Origin of the sequence: Erwinia sp. 9145, assembly GCF_000745075.1 — a bacterium.
GTDB classification, from domain to species: domain Bacteria; phylum Pseudomonadota; class Gammaproteobacteria; order Enterobacterales; family Enterobacteriaceae; genus Erwinia; species Erwinia oleae.
On record NZ_JQNE01000001.1, the window covers coordinates 1344567 to 1364581 of the forward strand.

The window sequence follows — 20015 nt, forward strand, 5'->3', positions numbered from 1 at the left end:
ACGAATGATAAATATCCGGCACACTCTTTTCTATGGAATAAAGGAGTGTCCCGATGCCCGTCTCTCCGGTTCGCCTTGCAGCATGGATGATTATTGCCGCGTTGCCGTTGAATTTGCTGCCGCAACTTCCTGCGGAACATTTCGATCCTGCGCTGATGCTGTGCGCGCTGTTTTTACTGAAGATAAACAGGCGTTGGGCTGGCGACCTGGCTGTAGTGATGTTGCTATTCCTGTGGTCTGTCAGCGCGGCGCGCAGCACGGTACAGCAGATCAACGCGCTCTCTGACAAACCCGTTGAAGCACGAGTGCAAATCGGGCAGATCAATCCTGTGACAGACAGGGTGAAAGTATGCATCCTCAGTGCGGATAACGTCCGCTTTTTCCCGCCGGTTTACGCCTTACTGAACAGGCCCGAAACAGCAGGCGAGATCTGTACCGGCCAGCGCTGGCAGATGCGTCTGAAGCTGAGACCCGTCCATGCTCACCTCAATGAAGGCGGTTTTGACGCGCAGCGTTTCGCGATAGCAAACGGTATGCCGCTCAGTGGCAGAGTGCTGTCGGCCACACCTGAAGACAGTCAATGCGGCTGGCGCGATCGGATCATCAGCAGCAGTCATAACAATTATCAGATGCTGCCCTGGCACGCATTTATCTCTGCGCTGGCGTTTGGCGAGCGTGGCGAGGTCAGCAGAGAAATGAACCAACTGCTGCGTGAAACCGGCACCGCGCACCTGATGGCCATTTCCGGCATGCATATCAGCCTTGCGGCGGGCGTGGGCTGGCTGCTCGGGCGGCTTCTTCAGTCGGTGATGACTGCGCGCCGGATAGGCTACCGCTTTCCGCTGGCGCTCAGCCTGATCGTGGCGCTGATCTATACCTGGCTGTCCGGCGGTAATCCACCGTCGGTGCGGGCGATGCTGGCACTGAGCGTCTGGAGCGCGCTGCGCCTGAGCGGGAAAAGCTGTAACGGCTGGCAGGTGTGGCTGTTGTGCATCGGGCTGATACTGTTTTTCGATCCGCTCAGCATTTTGTCAGACAGCCTGTGGCTGTCTGCGGTTGCCGTCGCCGGTTTGCTGTTCTGGTTTCACTGGTTTCCTTTGCCGGGCCGTTTTATGAAGAAAAAGCGTTGGCTGCTGCTGCGGTTGCTGCACCTGCAACTGGGGATGTTTTTGCTGCTGATGCCCATTCAGGTACTGACTTTTCACGGCATCAGCTTCAGTGCGCTACTGGCAAATGTATGGGCGGTGCCGAGCATCTCTCTACTCACCGTGCCGCTTATTCTTTGTGCCCTGTTATTTCATGCAGTGACGCCGCTCAGTCAGCTACTCTGGTGGGGAGCAGACAGAACGCTGGCGCTGGTTTTTATCCCGCTAGGCGCGTTGCCAGCAGGATGGATAAACGTAGAGGAGGGCACGCTGCCGCTGAGCATGCTGGCATGGGTGCTGGTTATTGCGTGGCGACTAAGTGGGTGGCGCAGTTCGCCGGTAACGCTGTTTGCGTTTGGTCTGGCTGCTCTGTGCTGGCGAGTCCAGCCCGACCGGGCCAACTGGCGGGTAGATATGCTTGATGTGGGACACGGGCTGGCCGTGGTTATTTCACGTAACGGCGAGGCCACGCTTTACGATACCGGCAACCGCTGGGCCAGCGGCGATGCAGCGCGGAGCTATATCCTTCCCTGGCTGAACTGGAAAGGACTGACCGTCAGGCACGTCATCCTCAGTCATGGCCATCTGGATCACATCGGCGGGCTGAACACTATTCAGACGGCCTTTCCCCTCGCCCGGCTGCACAGCAACACGGATGACAGTACACATTTTCCCTGCCATCGCGGTGTTGTATGGCGCTGGCAGTCGCTGAAGTTCCGCGTTGTCTGGCCGGAGGCGGGCGAACGCCAGACAGGCAACAACCAATCCTGCGTGGTCATGATCAGCGATGGCCAGCGGCGGGTGTTGCTGACCGGTGATATTGAGGCGTCCGCAGAACGGACGATGATAAAAAAATATCGACAAGAGCTTGCGGCTGACGTGATACAGGTGCCGCATCACGGCAGTGGCACCTCGTCTGTCGCGCCTCTTCTGCGTACTGTCGCTGGCCGGGTCGCGATTGCTTCGGCAGCCCGCTACAGCGCCTGGCGACTACCGGCTGAGCGAATCATTAAGCGTTACAAAGAGAATCATTACCTGTGGCATGACACGGCACTGGAAGGCCAGATCAGCATCACTTTTTCCACTAATAACTGGCAGGTTAAGGGCTTAAGAGACCAAATAATGCCCCGCTGGTATCATCAGTGGTTTGGCGTAACCCGTGATTCCAGGTAGAATGAGCGGCTATTTCTTCTAAAGCTGGTTTAATAATGCAACAGGATAAAGATCTCTCCACCTGGCAGACGTTCCGTCGCCTCTGGCCGATGATTGCGCCATTCAGAACGGGTCTGATCGTGGCGGCGGTTGCGCTGGTAATTAACGCAGCGGGTGATACGTTGATGCTGTCACTGCTGAAACCGCTTCTTGATGACGGTTTTGGCAAAGCAGATTCCTCAGTGCTGATATGGATGCCGCTGGCGGTCATCGGTCTGATGCTGATCCGTGGCGTGACCAGCTATATTTCCAGCTACTGCATCTCCTGGGTATCAGGCAACGTGGTGATGACCATGCGTCGTCGTCTCTTCAGCCATATGATGGGCATGCCGGTTGCTTTTTTTGATCAGCAGTCCACCGGTACGCTGCTCTCCCGTATTACCTACGATTCTGAACAGGTCGCGTCGTCTTCATCCAGCGCGCTGGTGACGGTGGTACGCGAAGGTGCGTCGATTATTGGCCTGTTTATCATGATGTTCTGGTACAGCTGGCAACTCTCTTTAATCCTTATTTTGCTGGCGCCGATTGTTTCCTTTGCCATCCGCATGGTATCCAAGCGCTTCCGCAACATCAGTAAAAGCATGCAGAACACCATGGGACACGTGACCACCAGCGCCGAACAGATGCTTAAAGGGCATAAAGAAGTGTTGATCTTTGGCGGTCAGCAGGTAGAAAGCGAACGCTTTAACCGCGTCAGTAATCGTATGCGTCAACAGGGCATGAAGCTGGTTTCCGCGTCGTCAATTTCCGATCCGATTATTCAGCTTATCGCCTCGCTGGCGCTGGCATTTGTGCTTTACGCCGCCAGCTTTCCTTCGGTAATGGAAACGCTGACCGCCGGGACGATCACCGTTGTGTTTTCTTCAATGATCGCACTGATGCGCCCGCTGAAATCGTTGACCAACGTTAACGCGCAGTTTCAACGCGGCATGGCGGCCTGCCAGACGCTGTTTTCAATTCTTGATAGCGAGCAGGAAGAAGATACCGGAACGCGCACCATTGAGCGGGCAAGGGGCGATATTGAGTTCCGCAATGTAACCTTTACCTATCCAGGCCGCGAAGCGCCTGCGTTACACAATATCAATCTTGCGATCCCTGAAGGCAAGACGGTCGCACTGGTCGGGCGCTCAGGCTCGGGCAAATCAACCATTGCCAGCCTGCTCACGCGATTCTATGACGTGCAGCAGGGCGAGATTCTGATGGACGGCCACGATCTGCGCGAATATACGCTCAGCTCGCTGCGTAATCAGGTAGCGCTGGTTTCGCAGAACGTACATCTGTTTAACGATACCGTAGCAAACAATATTGCCTACGCGCGTAACGAGCACTACAGCCGTGAAGATATTGAAAAAGCGGCGGTTATGGCGCATGCGATGGATTTTATTAACAAAATGGATAACGGGCTCGATACCGTTATTGGCGAGAACGGGGTGCTGCTCTCCGGCGGGCAGCGCCAGCGCATCGCCATCGCGCGCGCGCTGCTGCGCGACAGCCCGGTGCTGATTCTGGACGAGGCGACCTCCGCGCTGGATACCGAGTCTGAACGCGCGATTCAGGCGGCGCTGGATGAGTTACAGAAAAACCGTACCTCGCTGGTGATCGCGCACCGACTTTCCACTATCGAACAGGCGGATGAAATTGTGGTGGTTGAGGACGGCCATATTGTTGAACGCGGCAGCCATCAGGTGCTGCTGGAGCAACGAGGCGTCTATGCGCAGCTTCATAAAATGCAGTTTGGTCAATGATTGAGCGCATATGGAGCGGCAAATCGCCGCTTTATCTGCTGCTCTTGCCGTTCAGTTTTCTGTATGGCCTTGTCAGCAAACTGATCCGCCTGAGTTACGTGCTGGGATGGCGCAAAGCATGGCGTTCACCGGTGCCGGTGGTGGTGGTGGGCAACCTGACCGCTGGTGGCAACGGCAAAACGCCGGTCGCCATCTGGCTGGTGGAAGCATTACAGCAGCGCGGCCTGCGCCCCGGCGTGGTTTCGCGTGGCTATGGCGGTAAAGCGGCGCGCTATCCGCTGCTGCTGAATACGCGCACCACCACGCGCGAGGCGGGTGACGAACCGGTGCTGATTTATCAACGCACCGGCGCGCCGGTTGCTGTTTCTCCCGTCCGGCGCGAGGCGGTGCAGGCGCTGCTTGAACAGGGCGATATCGACATCGTTATTACCGATGACGGGTTACAGCACTACGCACTGGCGCGCGACATTGAAATTGTGGTGGTGGACGGTACGCGTCGCTTCGGTAACGGCTGGTGGCTTCCGGCGGGGCCGATGCGCGAACGCGCTGCAAGGCTCAAAAGCGTGGATGCGGTGATTACCAACGGCGGTGAAGCGAAAGCCGGTGAAATTCCCATGACGCTTGCGCCTGGCGACGCGGTCAATATCAAAACCGGCGAAACCCGGCCCGCCAGCACCCTGACGCAGGTGGTGGCGATGGCGGGCATTGGTCACCCACCGCGCTTTTTTACCACGCTGAAGCAGCAGGGCATTACACCGGTTAAAGAGATTGCTTTTGCCGACCATCAGAACTACAGCGAGGCGCAGCTTCACGCACTGGCCGGGCCTTATCAGACGCTGCTGATGACCGAAAAAGACGCGGTAAAAGCGCGTCCCTTCGCCGCCGGGAACTGGTGGTATTTGCCGGTGGATGCCAGCCTACCTGACCCGCAGGCCTCGGCGCTGCTGGACAGTATTACCCGGATCTGCCGCTCCCCGCGCTGAGACGCTACACTCAATACGTCTCTGGCAATCAGGTGCATTATGTCGTTACCGCAACTTTCACTGAAGCAGGCCCGCCACCTCCATCTTTCCGCGCAGGGTATGCTGCGCGCACCGTCGCGCAAGGCAACTTTCGCCGACGTATTAGCCGCAATCCGGCGCATGTCGTTGCTGCAAATCGATACCATCCATGTTGTTGCGCGCAGTCCTTACCTGGTTCTGTTCAGTCGCCTCGGCGAGTACGATCAGACATGGCTGAACGATGCGCTCGCTTCCGGCAGCCTGTTCGAGTATTGGGCTCACGAGGCCTGTTTCATTCCTTCGGAAGACTATCCGCTGCTGCGCCATCGCATGCTCGATCCACAACGTCTGGGTTGGAAATACAATCACGCATGGATGGAAACGTGGCAGCAGGAGATTGGCGAGCTTTTGCAGCATATTGAGCAAAACGGGCCGGTGAAATCGGCTGACTTCGCCGCGCCGGAAGGGCAAAAGGCTGGCTGGTGGGCATGGAAGCCGCACAAAAGGCATCTGGAAAATCTCTTTACCGCCGGGGAACTGATGGTGACGGAGCGACGCAATTTTCAGCGCGTGTACGATCTCAGACGTCGCGTGCTCCCGGACTGGGACGATGCGCGACATGCGCTGAGCGAGCAGGAGGCGGTGCAGCAGATGCTGCGCAACAGCGCCGCCGCGCTGGGATTGTTTCGCGCCAGCTGGCTGGCGGACTACTATCGGCTTAAGCGCGCACCGGTTAAAGCAACCCTCGACGACTGGGTTACACAGGGCGAGGTGGTGGAGGTGGAGGTCGAAAAACTGGGCCGCTGCTATCTGCACTCTGCGCTGCTGCCACAGCTTGAAGCGACACCTGCGGCAACGCATACCGCTCTTCTTTCGCCGTTTGATCCGGTGGTCTGGGATCGTAAACGGGCGCTGGAACTGTTTGATTTCGACTATCGTCTGGAGTGCTACACGCCAGAGGCGAAACGGCAGTTTGGCTATTTTGTTCTGCCCGTTTTGCACCGTGGCGCGCTGAAGGGAAGGCTGGACGCAAAAATGCTGCGTAAAGAGAAGGTTCTGCTGATAAAGGCATTCTGGCTGGAACCGGGCGTGCGCGTCAGCCAGGCTTTTCTCAACGACATGCAGCAGGCGCTTTCACGTTTTGCCCGCTGGCAGGGCGCTGAAACGGTGGTGTTGGACCGGCTGCCCGACGCGCTGGAGCATACCTGGCAAAAAGGGTGGTCGCTGTAATTTTGCCTTTCGCGCAGGGTAACCTCCTGATGCAAGCTGTGATATTCTGACGCTCTGTCTGACCGGGTTCTGTTCAGGAGCTAATATGGATCACCGTTTACTTGAAATTGTTGCCTGTCCGGTTTGCCACGGCAAACTCTATTATATTAAAGATCAGCAGGAGCTCATCTGTAAACCAGATGGCCTGGCGTATCCCGTGCGCGACGGCATTCCTGTGCTGCTGGAAAGCGAATCTCGTGCGCTGACGCTGGAAGAGAGCCATCCATGAGTTTTATCGCTATTGTACCGGCACGCTTTGCCTCAACGCGGCTGCCGGGAAAACCGCTGGTTGATATCAACGGCAAACCAATGGTGCTGCACGTAATGGAACGGGCGCTGGAGTCCGGCGCGTCGCGCGTTATCGTTGCCACCGATCACGCTGACGTGGCGCGCGTTGTTGAAGCCGCCGGTGGCGAAGTGTGCATGACCCGCGCGGATCACCAGTCCGGTACGGAACGTCTGGCGGAAGTGGTGGAACGCTATCAGTTTGCCGATGACACCGTCATTGTTAACGTGCAGGGCGACGAGCCGATGATCCCGCCGGTGATTATTCGCCAGGTGGCCGACAATCTGTCGCGCAGCGCAGCCAACATGGCGACGCTGGCGGTGCCGATTGACACGGCGGAAGAGGCGTTCAATCCTAACGCGGTGAAGGTGGTGATGGATGCGAACGGCTATGCGCTCTACTTCTCACGCGCCGCTATTCCCTGGGATCGCGAACGTTTTACCCATTCGCGCGAGACAATAGGTGAAACCTTCCTGCGGCACATTGGCATTTACGCCTATCGTGCCGGTTTTATTCGTCGCTACGTGAGCTGGGCGCCCAGTCCACTGGAGCAGATCGAGCTGCTTGAGCAGCTTCGCGTGCTTTGGTATGGCGAAAAAATTCACGTTGAGGCGGCGAAGGCTGTTCCCAGCGTGGGCGTTGATACGCCTGAAGATCTCGCACGTGTCCGAATCGCTATGCGATAACGCAGATTCACTTTTATCCCACTTCCTTGATCTGCTTCCATGCAATCCTCCTGAACGGGTCCATCATTAAATGATTGCCTGACAGGAGGTAACAATGGAACAGCTTCGTTCAGAGCTTTCGCTGGTGCTGGGTGAGCCCCTCAGCCGCCTGGAGTGTATCAGCGAACAGCCGTATGCCAGCCTTTACTCGCTCTATGACGGGAAAGGCACCGCCATGCCGGTGGTGGCAAAATACTTCAACGTGAAAGGCGTGGCAGCACAGGAAGCGTACAAGCTCTCGATGCTGGCGCGTGAAAGTCTCGTTCGTTTGCCGTCAGTTTATGGCCTGGTGGTCAGCCAGCGTTCGCCGCAGCATGAAGTGCTGCTTATTGAGCGCATGGGCGGCGTGTCCGTCGAGGCGCCAACGCGCACGCGCGACCGCTGGCTACAGCTTCAGGAACAGATTGTTGAAGCGCTACTGGCCTGGCACCGGCTGGACAGCCACGGTCTGGTGGGGCGCGCCGACAGCACGCAGGAGAACAACTGGACCGCCTGGTATACGCAACGCATCGAAGTACTGTGGTCAACGCTCAAATTTATGCGTCCGGCAGGGCTGACCGACGACGATCTCCACATGCTCAGGCGCAGCCGGGAAAATCTTTCCGATCTGATGGCGGATTTCGACGATCCCTGCGTGCTGGTGCACGGCAACATTACGCTGCGCAGCATGCTGAAAGAGGCCAGAGGCGATCAGCTTCTGTCGATGATCAATCCGGGCATGATGCTGTGGGCGCCGCGTGAATATGAGCTTTTTCGCCTCAGCGACGAAGGACAGTCGCAGGCGCTGCTCTTCCACTATCTGAAGCAGGCGCCGGTGGCGGAAGGGTTTATCGCCCGCCGCTGGCTCTACACGATGTGGGATCAGGTCGATAATATGATCCATACCGGGCAGTTCGAACCCACCCGCTTTCATCAGGCAGCACAGTCACTTATGCCCTGGCTCCGTTGACGGTATATCGCTTTGCGCCGTCAGGCGCTGCCAGATGCGCCCCAGCGTTTCATAAATCGCGCGTTCGCTGTGTCCAAGCCAGAACGAGGCGGGAATGGCTCTCTCCCAGGCCGGAAGCGGCGAGTTAATGGCGAGCTGATTGGCCGGAGCAGGGATGGGATGAAGTCCCTGTTTCTCAAACCAGATAATAGCGCGCGGCAAATGTGAAGCCGACGTCACCAGCAGGAAAGGGCGTGCACCGACGATGTTTGCCACCTCCTGCGCCTCCTGTGCGGTATCGCGCGGGTGGTCGAGCGTAATAATTTTTTCTTGCGGTACGCCAAGCGATTGCGCGACGCGCGAGGTGACTTCCGCTGAACTGACCGGATTATGCGGCGCGGCACCGCCGGTAAAAATCAGACGCGCCTGCGGATGTTGCCGCCACAGACGAATGCCTTCGGTCAGTCGGGGCAGGCTGTTATTCAGCATATTCGAACTGGGCGCCCACGCGTCATTCCACGTATAGCCCCCGCCCAGCACCACAATGTAGTCAACGTTATGGGTCTCGCGCTGCGTGGCATAGCGATCTTCAACCGGGGCCAGCAGCCGATCGGCTATCGGTTGCAGGCTGAGCAGCGTCAGGAAAAGCCAGCTGCAAGAGAGGATGATTTTGCCGGTTTTCTGCCAGCGGCTGAACCAGAGCAATAAAATGCCAGTCGCCATAAGAATGAGCAGGAAGGGCAGGGGAAGCAGCAGGCCGCCGACGATTTTTTTCAGGGTAAAAAGCATGAAAACGGACTCCTTTTGTCCGAAAAAACGCCACTTACTCACCACGTGGCGACGGAAAGGTTCATTATCGCGCCGTGTATGTCAAAATAGCCACCTGACTGAGTCTCGTGGGGCCGCGGCATGCAGGATCGCAACTTTGATGATATCGCCGACAAGTTTTCGAAGAATATCTATGGCACCACTAAAGGCCGTATCCGGCAGGCGATCGTCTGGCAGGAGCTTGAAACAATTTTAGCCAGCCTGCCGCGCCGGGCGCTACACATTCTTGACGCGGGCGGCGGCGAGGGTCAAATCAGTAGCGGACTGGCCGCACAAGGGCATCAGGTGCTGCTTTGTGACCTCTCGGCGGAAATGTTAGCGCGTGCGCGCCTCAACGCCGAAGAAAAAGGTGTGAGCCATCACATGCAATTTAAACAAATTAGCGCACAAGACGCCGCGCAACATTTGGATAAGCCCGTCGATCTGGTATTGTTTCACGCTGTGCTCGAATGGGTTGCGGAACCCGAAGCGGTTCTGACCGCGCTCTATGCCGCGCTGGCGCCGGGCGGCGTGCTCTCGCTGATGTTTTACAACGTCAACGGATTAATGATGCAGACGCTGGTGCTGGGAAATTTCGGCTACATGCAGGCCGATTTACGCAAGCGGAAAAGAAAAACGCTTTCGCCCGACTTCCCCCGCGAGCCGCAGCAGGTTTATCGCTGGCTGGAACAGGCCGGCTTCATCGTTGAAGAGAAAGCGGGGATCCGCGTTTTCCACGATTACCTGCGCGAAAAAAATAAGCAAACCGAGCGATTTGAGGAAATTCTGGCGCTGGAAAAGCGTCTGTGTCGCCAGGAGCCCTTTTTAAGTCTGGGCCGTTACATCCATGTGACGGCGCGGAAACCCGTAAGGACGAACAATGAGTGAATATTCCCAGACGGTGCCTGAACTGGTTGCCTGGGCGAGAAAAAACGACTTTTCTGTCTCATTGCCCACTGAACGTCTGGCTTTTTTGCTGGCTGTCGCCACCCTTAACGGCGAGCGCATGGACGGAGAGATGAGCGAAGGTGAGCTGATTGATGCCTTCCGTCACGTCAGCGAAGGCTTTGATCAAACCAGCGAAACCCTGAATACGCGCGCGAACAACGCCATCAACGATATGGTGCGCCAGCGGCTGCTTAACCGCTTTACCAGCGAGCTTTCCGAAGGGAATGCGATTTATCGCCTGACGCCGCTGGCGATTGGCATCACCGATTACTATATCCGCCAGCGCGAATTTTCCACTCTGCGGCTCTCCATGCAGCTGTCGATTGTGGCCAGCGAACTGAAGCGGGCTGCCGATGCCGCCGCAGAAAACGGCGACGAATTTCACTGGCACCGCAACGTTTTCGCACCGCTCAAATACTCGGTTGCGGAGATCTTCGACAGCATTGATATCTCACAGCGCATTATGGACGAGCAGCAGCAGGCGGTAAAAGATGATATCGCGCAGTTGCTGAATAAAGACTGGCAGGCGGCCATCTCCAGCTGTGAGCTGCTGCTGAGCGAAACATCCGGGACGCTGCGCGAACTTCAGGACACGCTTGAAGCGGCAGGCGATAAGCTTCAGGCCAACCTGCTGCGCATTCAGGAGGCGATCATGAACAGCCCGGATCTTCACTTTATCGACAAGCTGGTGTTCGACCTTCAAAGCAAACTCGACCGCATCATCAGTTGGGGCCAGCAGGCGATCGATCTGTGGATTGGCTATGACCGCCACGTGCATAAATTTATCCGAACCGCCATTGATATGGATAAAAACCGCGTCTTTGCGCAGCGCCTGCGTCTGTCGGTGCAAAACTATTTCGATATGCCGTGGACGCTGACCTGTGCCAACGCCGACCGTTTGTACGACGTGCGCGACGAAGAGCTGACGCTGCGCAACGAAGAGGTGACCGGCGAGCTGCCGTCCGAGCTGGAATATGAAGAGTTTAATGAGATCCGCGAGCAGCTTGCCGCGATGATTGAAGAGGCGCTGGCCGTCTACAAAACGCAGCAAAAACCGCTTAATCTCGGGGCGGTCATGCGCGACTATCTCGCGCAGTATCCACGGGCGCGTCACTTTGACCTGGCGCGCATCGTGGTCGATCAGGCCGTGCGCTTAGGCGTGGCCGAAGCAGATTTCTCGGGCCTGCCGGCAGAATGGCAGGTCATTAATGATTACGGAGCCAAGGTGCAGGCGCATGTCATCGATAAATATTGAACAAGTGATGCCGGTTAAGCTGGCGCAGGCGCTGGCAAATTCCCTTTTTCCGGCGCTGGATAGTCAGCTACGCGCGGGTCGCCACATCGGCATTGAAGAGTTAGATAATCACGCGTTCCTGATGGATTACCAGGAGTATCTGGAAGAGTTCTACGCGCGTTATAACGTTGAGCTGATCCGCGCGCCGGAAGGTTTTTTCTATTTACGCCCTCGCTCAACCACGCTTATCCCGCGATCGGTGCTCTCTGAGCTGGACATGATGGTCGGGAAAATTCTCTGCTATCTCTACCTGAGTCCGGAACGGCTGGCCAACGAGGGGATCTTCACCCAGCAGGAGCTTTACGACGAGCTGCTGACGCTGGCCGATGAAAACAAGCTACTGAAGCTGGTGAACCAGCGATCGACCGGATCGGATCTGGACCGACAGAAGCTTCAGGAGAAAATGCGCGCCTCGCTCAACCGCCTGCGCCGTCTGGGCATGGTGTGGTTTATGGGCAACGACAGCAGTAAATTCCGCATCATTGAGACGGTTTTCCGCTTCGGCGCCGACGTTCGCAGCGGCGACGACGCGCGAGAAGCGCAACTGAGGATGATCAGGGACGGCGAAGCGATGTCGATTGAAAATGGCCTGGCGCTGAACGATGACAGCGATGAGGAGGGAGAGGCTTCGGGCCGTCCGTCCGACAACGCGGAGAATGAGTAAATGATTGAACGCGGGAAGTTTCGTTCGCTGACGCTGATTAACTGGAACGGTTTTTTTGCGCGAACCTTTGACCTTGATGAGCTGGTCACCACGCTTTCCGGCGGCAACGGCGCCGGTAAATCAACTACCATGGCGGCGTTTATCACCGCACTGATCCCCGATCTTACGCTGCTGCACTTCCGCAACACGACGGAAGCAGGCGCAACCTCAGGCTCGCGTGACAAAGGGCTGCACGGCAAGCTGCGTCCGGGAGTCTGTTATGCGGCGCTGGACGTGGTGAATTCGGTTCACCAGCGGGTGATCGTCGGCGTGCGTCTGCAACAGGTGGCCGGCCGCGATCGTAAAGTTGATATTAAACCCTTCAGCATTCACGGCCTGCCCACCTCGATCAACCCGACGGAGATCCTCACGGAAACCGTTAACGCACGCCAGGCGCGCGTGCTGCCGCTCAGCGAGCTGAAAGAGAAGTTCGAGGCGATGGAGAGCGTGCAGTTTAAGCAGTTCAACTCCATTATCGATTACCATTCGCTGATGTTCGACCTGGGCATTGTGGCGCGCCGCCTGCGCTCCGCCTCGGATCGCAGCAAATATTACCGGCTGATCGAAGCGTCGCTTTACGGCGGTATTTCCAGCGCCATTACCCGCTCGCTGCGTGACTACCTGTTGCCGGAAAACAGCGGCGTGCGCAAGGCGTTTCAGGATATGGAAGCCGCGCTGCGCGAAAATCGGATGACGCTGGAAGCGATCCGCGTGACGCAGTCCGATCGCGATCTGTTCAAACATCTGATCTCCGAAGCAACCAGCTACGTGGCGGCAGATTACATGCGCCACGCCAATGAGCGGCGCATCCATCTGGACGGTGCGCTACAGCAGCGTCATGACCTTCTCGACAGCCGCAAGCAGCTCAGCGTCGAGCAATATCGCCACGTGGAGATGTCGCGCGAGTTGAGCGAGCACGTCGCGGCAGAAAGCGATCTCGAAACCGATTATCAGAGCGCCAGCGATCACCTGAACCTGGTGCAAACCGCCATGCGTCAGCAGGAGAAGATCGAACGCTACGAGGGCGACATCGATGAGCTGACCTACCGCCTGGAAGAGCAAAACGAGGTGGTGGCGGAAGCGCGTGAAGTGCAGGAAGAGAACGAAGCGCGTCTGGAAGGCGCCGAAGCGGAAGTGGACGAGCTGAAAAGCCAGCTTGCCGATTACCAGCAGGCGCTGGACGTGCAGCAGACGCGCGCAATTCAGTATCAGCAGGCGCTGGCGGCGCTTCAGCGCGCGCAGGCGATTTGCCAGCTTCCCGATCTCGCTATCGATAATGCAGAAGAGTGGCAGGAAACTTTCCAGGCGAAAGAGCAAGAGGCCACCGCACGACTGCTGATGCTTGAACAAAAAATGAGCGTGGCCGAGGCGGCGCACAGCCAGTTTGAACAGGCGTTTGATCTGGTTACCCGCATTAACGGGCCGGTCAGCCGCAGCGATGCGTGGCAAACCGCGCGCGATCTGCTGCGTGAAGCCGCCAACCAGCGCTATCACGCTGAGCAGATGCCCTCGTTGCGCTCACGCATTGCCGAAATGGAACAGCGCCTGCGCGAGCAGCAGGAAGCTGAACGCCTGCTGAACGAGTTCTGCAAGCGGCAGGGGCAGGCGTATCATCCGCAGGAGCTTGAAGATTATCAGCAGTCGCTGGAAGCGCAGATCGAACAGCTTTCCGAAAGCGTCTCTCTCGCGGGCGAGCGTCGTATGGAGATGCGTCAGACGCTGGAGCAGGTGCGGGAACGCATTGCCCGCCTGACCCGCCAGGCGCCGCAGTGGCTGGCCGGACAGGAAATATTAATCCAACTGCGCGAGCAAACCGATCAGCCGCTGGAAAACAGCCAGCAGGTTACCGAATTCATGCAACAATTGCTGGAGCGCGAGCGCGAAACCACCGTTGAGCGCGATGAGGTTTCGACCCGTAAGCGCGATGTGGAGGCGCAGATCGCACGTCTGAGCCAGCCCGGCGGCGCGGAAGATGCGCGGCTTAACCACCTGGCCGAGCGCTTTGGCGGCGTGCTGTTGTCGGAAATCTATGACGACGTCACTCTTGAAGACGCACCCTATTTCTCGGCGCTTTACGGCCCGTCGCGTCATGCTATCGTGGTGCCCGATCTCTCCAGGGCGCGCGAGCAGTTGGAAGGGCTGGAGGAGTGCCCGGAAGATCTCTATCTGATTGAGGGTGACCCGCAGTCCTTTGATGACAGCGTATTTAACGTAGAAGAGATGCAGCGCGCGGTGGTGGTGAAGTCCGGCGAGCGCCAGTGGCGCTACTCGCGTTTCCCGAAAGTGCCGCTGTTTGGCCGTGCCGCGCGCGAAAACCAGCTTGAACTGCTGCACGCCGAGCGCGAAACGCTGGCCGAGCGTTATGCCACGCTGTCGTTCGACGTGCAGAAAACGCAGCGGCTGCATCAGTCTTTCAGCCGCTTTATCGGCAGTCACCTTGGCGTGGCTTTTGAGGCCGATCCGGAAGCGGAAATTCGTCAGCTTAACGGCCGTCGTACCGAACTGGAGCGCGGCCTTGCGCAACATGAAAGTGAAAACCAGCAGCAGCGTCAGCAGTTTGAGCAGGCGAAGGAGGGCGTATCCCAGCTTAACCGTCTGATGCCGCGCATCAGCCTGTTGCTGGATGAGACGCTTCAGGATCGCTACGACGAACTGCTGGAGCAGCTTGATGAAGCGCAGGAAGCGACACGTTTTCTGCAACAACACGGCAGCCAGCTGGCAAAACTGGAACCTATGGCGTCGGTGTTGCAAAACGATCCTGAACAGCACGAGCAGCTGAAGCTGGATTACGAAGAGGCGCGCCAGACGCAGCAGGCCGCGCGTCAGCAGGCGTTTGCGCTGACCGAAGTCGTGCAGCGCCGCGCGCATTTCAGCTATGTGGATTCCGCTGGCATGCTCGACGGCAACAGCGATCTGAACGAGAAGCTGCGTCAGCGGCTGGAGCAGGCCGAAGCCGAGCGTGCCCGCGCGCGCGAACAGCTACGTGAACATCAGGCACGCTTTACGCAGTACAGCCAGCTTCTCGCGTCGCTGAAAAGCTCATTCGATGCCAAACGTGACATGCTGAAAGAACTTCAGCAGGAGATGCAGGACATTGGCGTCAACGCCGACGCCAGCGCGGAAGAGCGCGCCCGCGTCCGTCGCGATGAACTGTATAACGCGCTGAGCAATAACCGTGCGCGTCGCAATCAGCTGGAAAAACAGCTCACCTTCTGCGAAGCAGAAATGGACGCGTTGCAGAAAAAACTCAAACGCGTCGAACGTGAATATCATCAGAGTCGCGAGCAGGTGGTCAGCGCGAAAGCGGGCTGGGTCGCCGTGTTGCGGCTGGTGAAAGACAACGGCGTCGAGCGCAGGCTGCATCGTCGTGAGCTGGCCTACCTGAGCGGTGATGAGCTGCGCTCAATGTCGGATAAGGCGCTGGGCGCGCTGCGCCTGGCGGTGGCAGACAACGAACACCTGCGCGATGTGCTGCGCCTGTCGGAAGATCCGAAGCGGCCGGAGCGAAAAATTCAGTTCTTCATCGCTGTTTATCAGCATCTGCGCGAGCGTATTCGTCAGGATATCATCCGCACCGACGATCCGGTCGAGGCCATTGAGCAGATGGAGATTGAGCTGAATCGCCTGACCGAAGAGCTGACGGCGCGCGAACAGATGCTGGCGATCAGTTCCAAAAGCGTGGCTAACATCATCCGTAAAACCATCCAGCGCGAGCAGAACCGTATTCGCCAGTTGAATCAGGGCCTGCAAAGCGTCAGCTTTGGCCAGGTGCGGAGCGTGCGGCTTAACGTTAACGTGCGGGAGTCCCACGCCACGCTGCTGGATGTACTGTCTGAACAGCATGAGCAGCATCAGGATCTCTTCAACAGCAATCGTCTGACCTTCTCTGAGGCGCTGGCAAAGCTCTATCAACGCCTGAATCCGCAGGTGGATATGGGACAGCGTACGCCGCAAACCATCGGCGAAGAGCTGCTTGATTACCGCAACTATCTGGAGATGGAAGTTGAGGTAAATCGCGGCTCGGAAGGCTGGCTGCGTGCGGAAAGCGGCGCGCTCTCCACGGGTGAAGCGATTGGTACCGGGATGTCGATACTGGTGATGGTGGTGCAGAGTTGGGAAGACGAGTCGCGCCGCCTGCGCGGGAAAGATATCTCGCCGTGTCGCCTGCTGTTCCTCGATGAAGCGGCGCGTCTTGATGCCCGGTCAATTGCCACACTTTTCGAGCTCTGCGATCGTCTGGAGATGCAGCTCATTATTGCGGCGCCGGAAAATATCAGTCCGGAAAAAGGCACCACCTATAAACTGGTGCGTAAAGTCATTAACAACGTTGAACATGTGCACGTGGTGGGGCTTCGCGGCTTTGCGGCCGACACGGCGGCGGTCAACGCCACCTCGGAAGGTCACGAGCAACAGGTATCTTCCTGACAATGGGTTAAAAAAATTCCACTGTCAGATATAGATAAAAATCTGTCAGCGCATTAATCTACGTAACGGCATTTGCTGGTTTTACAGCAAATGCCGTTTTCTTTTCTAAACTTATAACAACGACGCTACAACAGATGGGGTCTGTCTGTTGATAAACTACAGGAGGCAAGGGATGTTGCTGACAAAATCGCTTTCCGCAAAGTTACCACTGCTGGGCTGCTGCCTGGCGCTCTTTATGGGGGAAATGGCCCCCGTCGCTGCGGGCATACCTCCTGTTTCGGCACCGGTCAACGCTACGCGTTCACACGCTGAGGCGCAATCACAGCTGTTAGCCCATTTCGCGCATGGCTACCGGCCCGTTTATCTCAGCACGCTGGCGACGATCTATGCCGCGCGCGATATGCAGCCTCTGTGGCAGGATCGTGAGGCGGTGCAGCAGTTCCAGCAGCAGCTGGCGGAAGTGGCCCTCTCCGGCGTGCAGCCGCAGTTTACGCAGTGGATCAAACTGCTGACCGATCCGGCCATTACCGGTGAAGCGCGCGATATTGTCTTATCCGACGCGATGCTGGGCTATTTGCAGTTTGCCTCCACCGTGCCGACAAAAGGCGAAACCTGGCTCTACAGCAACGTGCCTTACAAAATTGAGCTACCGGCGCTGTCGGTGATCAATCAGTGGCAGCGTGCGGTAAACGGCGGGGCCGCCGCCGCTTTTGTCGCGTCGTTAACGCCTCAGCATCCGCAGTACACCCGCATGCACCAGGCGCTGAAAACGCTGCTGGCGGACAATCGTCCGTGGCCGCAGCTCAGCGGTCAAAAAACGCTGCGCCCCGGTCAGCTCAGCCAAGACGTCCCGGCGCTGCGTGAAATCCTTCAGCGTACCGGCATGCTCACGGCAGCAACGGAAGCGCCGCAGCCAAATGAGGACGCGGTCGCCGCGCCCGACGTGCCCGTCGATGTTAACGATGGCGATGATGTGGCGGTCAGTCCTTCTGCTACCGCCATAACCGACACCGCTCAGGCTGGCGCACCCGCAGATCCGGGCGAGGTTCAGGGCGAAAGCGCAACGGCGCCGGCTGACCCGACGCATATCTACAGCGCCGATCTGATTGAAGGCGTGAAGCGTTTTCAACGCTGGCAGGGGCTTGAAGCCGACGGCGCGATTGGCCCGCGTACCCGCGAATGGCTGAACGTCTCACCACAGCTTCGGGCTGCGCTGCTGGCACTCAATATTCAGCGTCTTCGCCTGCTGCCGGATGATATGCATAACGGCATCATGGTGAACATTCCTGACTATTCGCTGAATTATTATATTAATGGCAATCAGATTCTGGCCTCGCGGGTTATTGTCGGCCGACCGGATCGTAAAACACCGCTGATGCGCAGCGCGCTGAACAACGTGGTGCTCAATCCGCCGTGGAACGTGCCCACCACGTTGGTGCGGCAGGATATCGTGCCGAAGGTGAAGCAGGATCCCACCTATCTCTATAAGCACAACTACACGCTGCTGTCGGGCTGGAGCAGTGATGCAGAGGTCATCGATCCGTCGATGATTGACTGGCGAATGGTGTCGGCAGCGTCCTTCCCGTACCGGATTCGCCAGGCGCCAGGCGCAACCAATTCGCTGGGGCGTTACAAATTTAATATGCCCAGCTCTGACGCTATCTACCTTCATGACACGCCGAACCATACGCTGTTTGCTAAAGACATTCGCGCGCTAAGCTCCGGCTGCGTGCGGGTAAATAAAGCATCCGATCTGGCGAATCTGCTGCTTCAGGATGCAGGCTGGAATGATTCACGCATCTCCAGCACGCTGAAAGAGGGTGATACGCGCTATGTGTCAATTCGTCACCGCATCCCGGTAAACCTTTACTACCTGACGGCGTGGGTGGCAGAAGATGGTATGCCGCAATTTCGTACAGATATTTACAATTATGACATGACCGCACGGTCGGGCGCGCAGGTGCTGACCACCGCTGGTCAATTATTGCTCTAACGGTTGATTTTTCTGGCTTTCAGCGGCCGCCTGTATATCAATCGCTTTCCGCGGCGCAGTCGTTCATTTTTGAATTGCTGCGCCGATCACGTTTCCCCGGTTGACTCCGCTTTTCTCCACGGTTATGGTTCCCGACGGTAACTGATAAGCACCGTTTCTGAACATCTAGCCGGGTATCACAGATTAATGGATAAATTTGACTCTCATCGTCGCAGGCTGCTGGTATTGGGTGGCGCTGCATTGGGCGTTGCGCTCCTGCCGCAGCAGGCTTTCGCTTCGCTTTCAACCTCTCGCCCACGCGTTTTAACGCTCAGTAACCTTAATACGGGTGAAAGCCTCAAAACGGAATTTTTCAACGGTAAGAAATACGATAAAGATGAACTGGCGCGGCTGAATCATTTTTTTCGCGACTATCGTGCTAATAAAATAAAAAGTATCGATCCCCATCTTTTCGATCAAATATTCCGTTTACAGTCGCTGCTGGATACGCGCAAGCCCGTTCAGCTGGTTTCAGGCTACCGTTCGCTGGCGACCAACAATTCATTGCGCAGCCACAGTAAAGGCGTGGCGAAGCACAGCTATCACACGCTCGGGCAGGCAATGGATTTCCATATTGAAGGTATCGAATTAAGCAATGTCCGCAAAGCTGCGCTTTCCATGCGCGCGGGTGGTGTAGGATACTATCCAAAGAGTAACTTTGTGCACATTGATACCGGGCCAATGCGGCACTGGTAAAGGCGATCCCCGGATGTCTCTGGCAGCCGGTAACGGAGTAATATGGAGTATCAAACTATCCCGGTGACGGCGTTCGCACAGAACTGCTCGCTCATCTGGTGCCCGCAAACGCGGCAGGCCGCTATTGTCGATCCTGGCGGCGACGCCGAAAAAATCCAGGCAGTGGTGGCGGAAAAGGGCGTTGAAATTACGCAAATTTTATTGACGCATGGTCACCTTGACCACGTTGGCGCGGCGGCGGCGCTGGCCGGGTCGTACGGCGTGCCGATTGTTGGCCCCCACAAGGCTGATGCTTTCTGGCTGGAAGGATTACCGGAGCAGAGCAGAATGTTTGGCCTGCCGGAATGCGCGCCGCTGGAGCCGGATCGCTGGCTGGAAGAGGGCGACACCGTTAAACTGGGTGAGCTCTCCTTTGATATTTTCCTCTGTCCCGGCCATACACCGGGTCATATTGTCTTTTTTGAACGACGTTCCCGCCTGCTGATCTCTGGCGATGTTATTTTCAGCGGGGGCGTGGGCCGTTCGGATTTCCCGATGGGCAGCCACAGCGATCTCATCGCGTCCATTAAAAACACGCTGCTGCCGCTGGGCGATGAGGTGATTTTTCTGCCCGGTCATGGCCCTTCGTCGACGCTGGGACGTGAACGTATTTCGAATCCTTTCCTGCAATAGCTGTCGCCGATCACATTTCAGGAAAAGCGTTCTGTGAGGCAGCACCGGATATGATAACGTCTTTACTGTCTGGTTAATTTATCATCAGATATTGGATTGTTACCGTTAAGAGAAAAACGGGCAAAAC

15 protein-coding genes are annotated in these 20015 nt (G+C 57.2%); 14 read left to right on the plus strand and 1 reads right to left on the minus strand.

Going from position 1 to position 20015, the window contains the following annotated elements:
- The first annotated feature begins 53 nt into the window (after nt 1-53).
- From FA91_RS06650 to FA91_RS06680, 7 genes are all read left to right on the plus strand, one after another.
- A complete protein-coding gene (locus tag FA91_RS06650) occupies nt 54-2318 on the plus strand; it encodes a ComEC family protein (protein ID WP_034913806.1) in 2265 nt (754 codons plus the stop codon).
- 35 nt (nt 2319-2353) lie between these two features.
- Nucleotides 2354-4102, plus strand: coding sequence for a lipid A ABC transporter ATP-binding protein/permease MsbA (msbA, locus tag FA91_RS06655; protein ID WP_034913809.1), 1749 nt, complete (start codon nt 2354-2356; stop codon nt 4100-4102).
- Complete coding sequence (gene lpxK, locus FA91_RS06660; RefSeq protein WP_034913812.1) at nt 4099-5085, plus strand: tetraacyldisaccharide 4'-kinase; 987 nt, start codon at nt 4099-4101, stop codon at nt 5083-5085. Before msbA ends, lpxK begins: the two co-directional genes overlap by 4 nt.
- Nucleotides 5086-5124: 39 nt before the next feature.
- Nucleotides 5125-6333, plus strand: coding sequence for a winged helix-turn-helix domain-containing protein (locus FA91_RS06665; RefSeq protein WP_034913815.1), 1209 nt, complete (start codon nt 5125-5127; stop codon nt 6331-6333).
- A gap of 85 nt (nt 6334-6418) precedes the next feature.
- Nucleotides 6419-6601 (plus strand): Trm112 family protein, encoded by a 183-nt coding sequence (locus FA91_RS06670; RefSeq protein ID WP_034913817.1) that lies wholly within the window; start codon nt 6419-6421, stop codon nt 6599-6601.
- Nucleotides 6598-7344: a 3-deoxy-manno-octulosonate cytidylyltransferase gene (gene kdsB, locus FA91_RS06675; RefSeq protein ID WP_034913819.1), complete on the plus strand. Its 747-nt coding sequence runs from the start codon at nt 6598-6600 to the stop codon at nt 7342-7344. The genes FA91_RS06670 and kdsB overlap by 4 nt, the downstream gene beginning before the upstream one ends.
- Nucleotides 7345-7438: 94 nt before the next feature.
- Nucleotides 7439-8332 (plus strand): YcbJ family phosphotransferase, encoded by an 894-nt coding sequence (locus FA91_RS06680; RefSeq protein ID WP_034913820.1) that lies wholly within the window; start codon nt 7439-7441, stop codon nt 8330-8332.
- Here FA91_RS06680 and elyC read toward each other — a convergent pair.
- Nucleotides 8309-9100, minus strand: coding sequence for an envelope biogenesis factor ElyC (gene elyC, locus FA91_RS06685; protein WP_034913822.1), 792 nt, complete (start codon nt 9098-9100; stop codon nt 8309-8311). The two genes, FA91_RS06680 and elyC, sit on opposite strands and share 24 nt — an antisense overlap.
- A 120-nt stretch (nt 9101-9220) precedes the next feature.
- Here elyC and cmoM point away from each other — a divergent pair, with 120 nt between their 5' ends.
- The 7 genes from cmoM (at nt 9221) to FA91_RS06720 (ending at nt 19888) form a co-directional block, all read left to right on the plus strand.
- The gene (gene cmoM, locus FA91_RS06690; protein WP_034913824.1) at nt 9221-10006 is read left to right on the plus strand and encodes a tRNA uridine 5-oxyacetic acid(34) methyltransferase CmoM; all 786 of its coding nucleotides are present in this window, start codon (nt 9221-9223) and stop codon (nt 10004-10006) included.
- Nucleotides 9999-11321, plus strand: a complete 1323-nt coding sequence (gene mukF, locus FA91_RS06695) for a chromosome partition protein MukF (protein WP_034913826.1) — start codon at nt 9999-10001, stop codon at nt 11319-11321. The genes cmoM and mukF overlap by 8 nt, the downstream gene beginning before the upstream one ends.
- Entirely contained in the window at nt 11302-12024 is a 723-nt protein-coding gene (gene mukE / locus FA91_RS06700; RefSeq protein WP_034913829.1) for a chromosome partition protein MukE, read from the plus strand. Before mukF ends, mukE begins: the two co-directional genes overlap by 20 nt.
- The gene (gene mukB, locus FA91_RS06705) at nt 12025-16488 is read left to right on the plus strand and encodes a chromosome partition protein MukB (protein WP_034913831.1); all 4464 of its coding nucleotides are present in this window, start codon (nt 12025-12027) and stop codon (nt 16486-16488) included. It abuts the gene before it with no gap.
- Nucleotides 16489-16732: 244 nt separating this feature from the next.
- Nucleotides 16733-18481, plus strand: coding sequence for a L,D-transpeptidase (gene ldtD / locus FA91_RS06710; protein WP_231566798.1), 1749 nt, complete (start codon nt 16733-16735; stop codon nt 18479-18481).
- A gap of 186 nt (nt 18482-18667) precedes the next feature.
- On the plus strand, nt 18668-19216 hold the full coding sequence (locus FA91_RS06715; RefSeq protein ID WP_034913837.1) for a YcbK family protein: 549 nt from the start codon (nt 18668-18670) through the stop codon (nt 19214-19216).
- Nucleotides 19217-19258: 42 nt separating this feature from the next.
- A complete protein-coding gene (locus FA91_RS06720; RefSeq protein WP_034913840.1) occupies nt 19259-19888 on the plus strand; it encodes an MBL fold metallo-hydrolase in 630 nt (209 codons plus the stop codon).
- Nucleotides 19889-20015 lie beyond the last annotated feature (127 nt).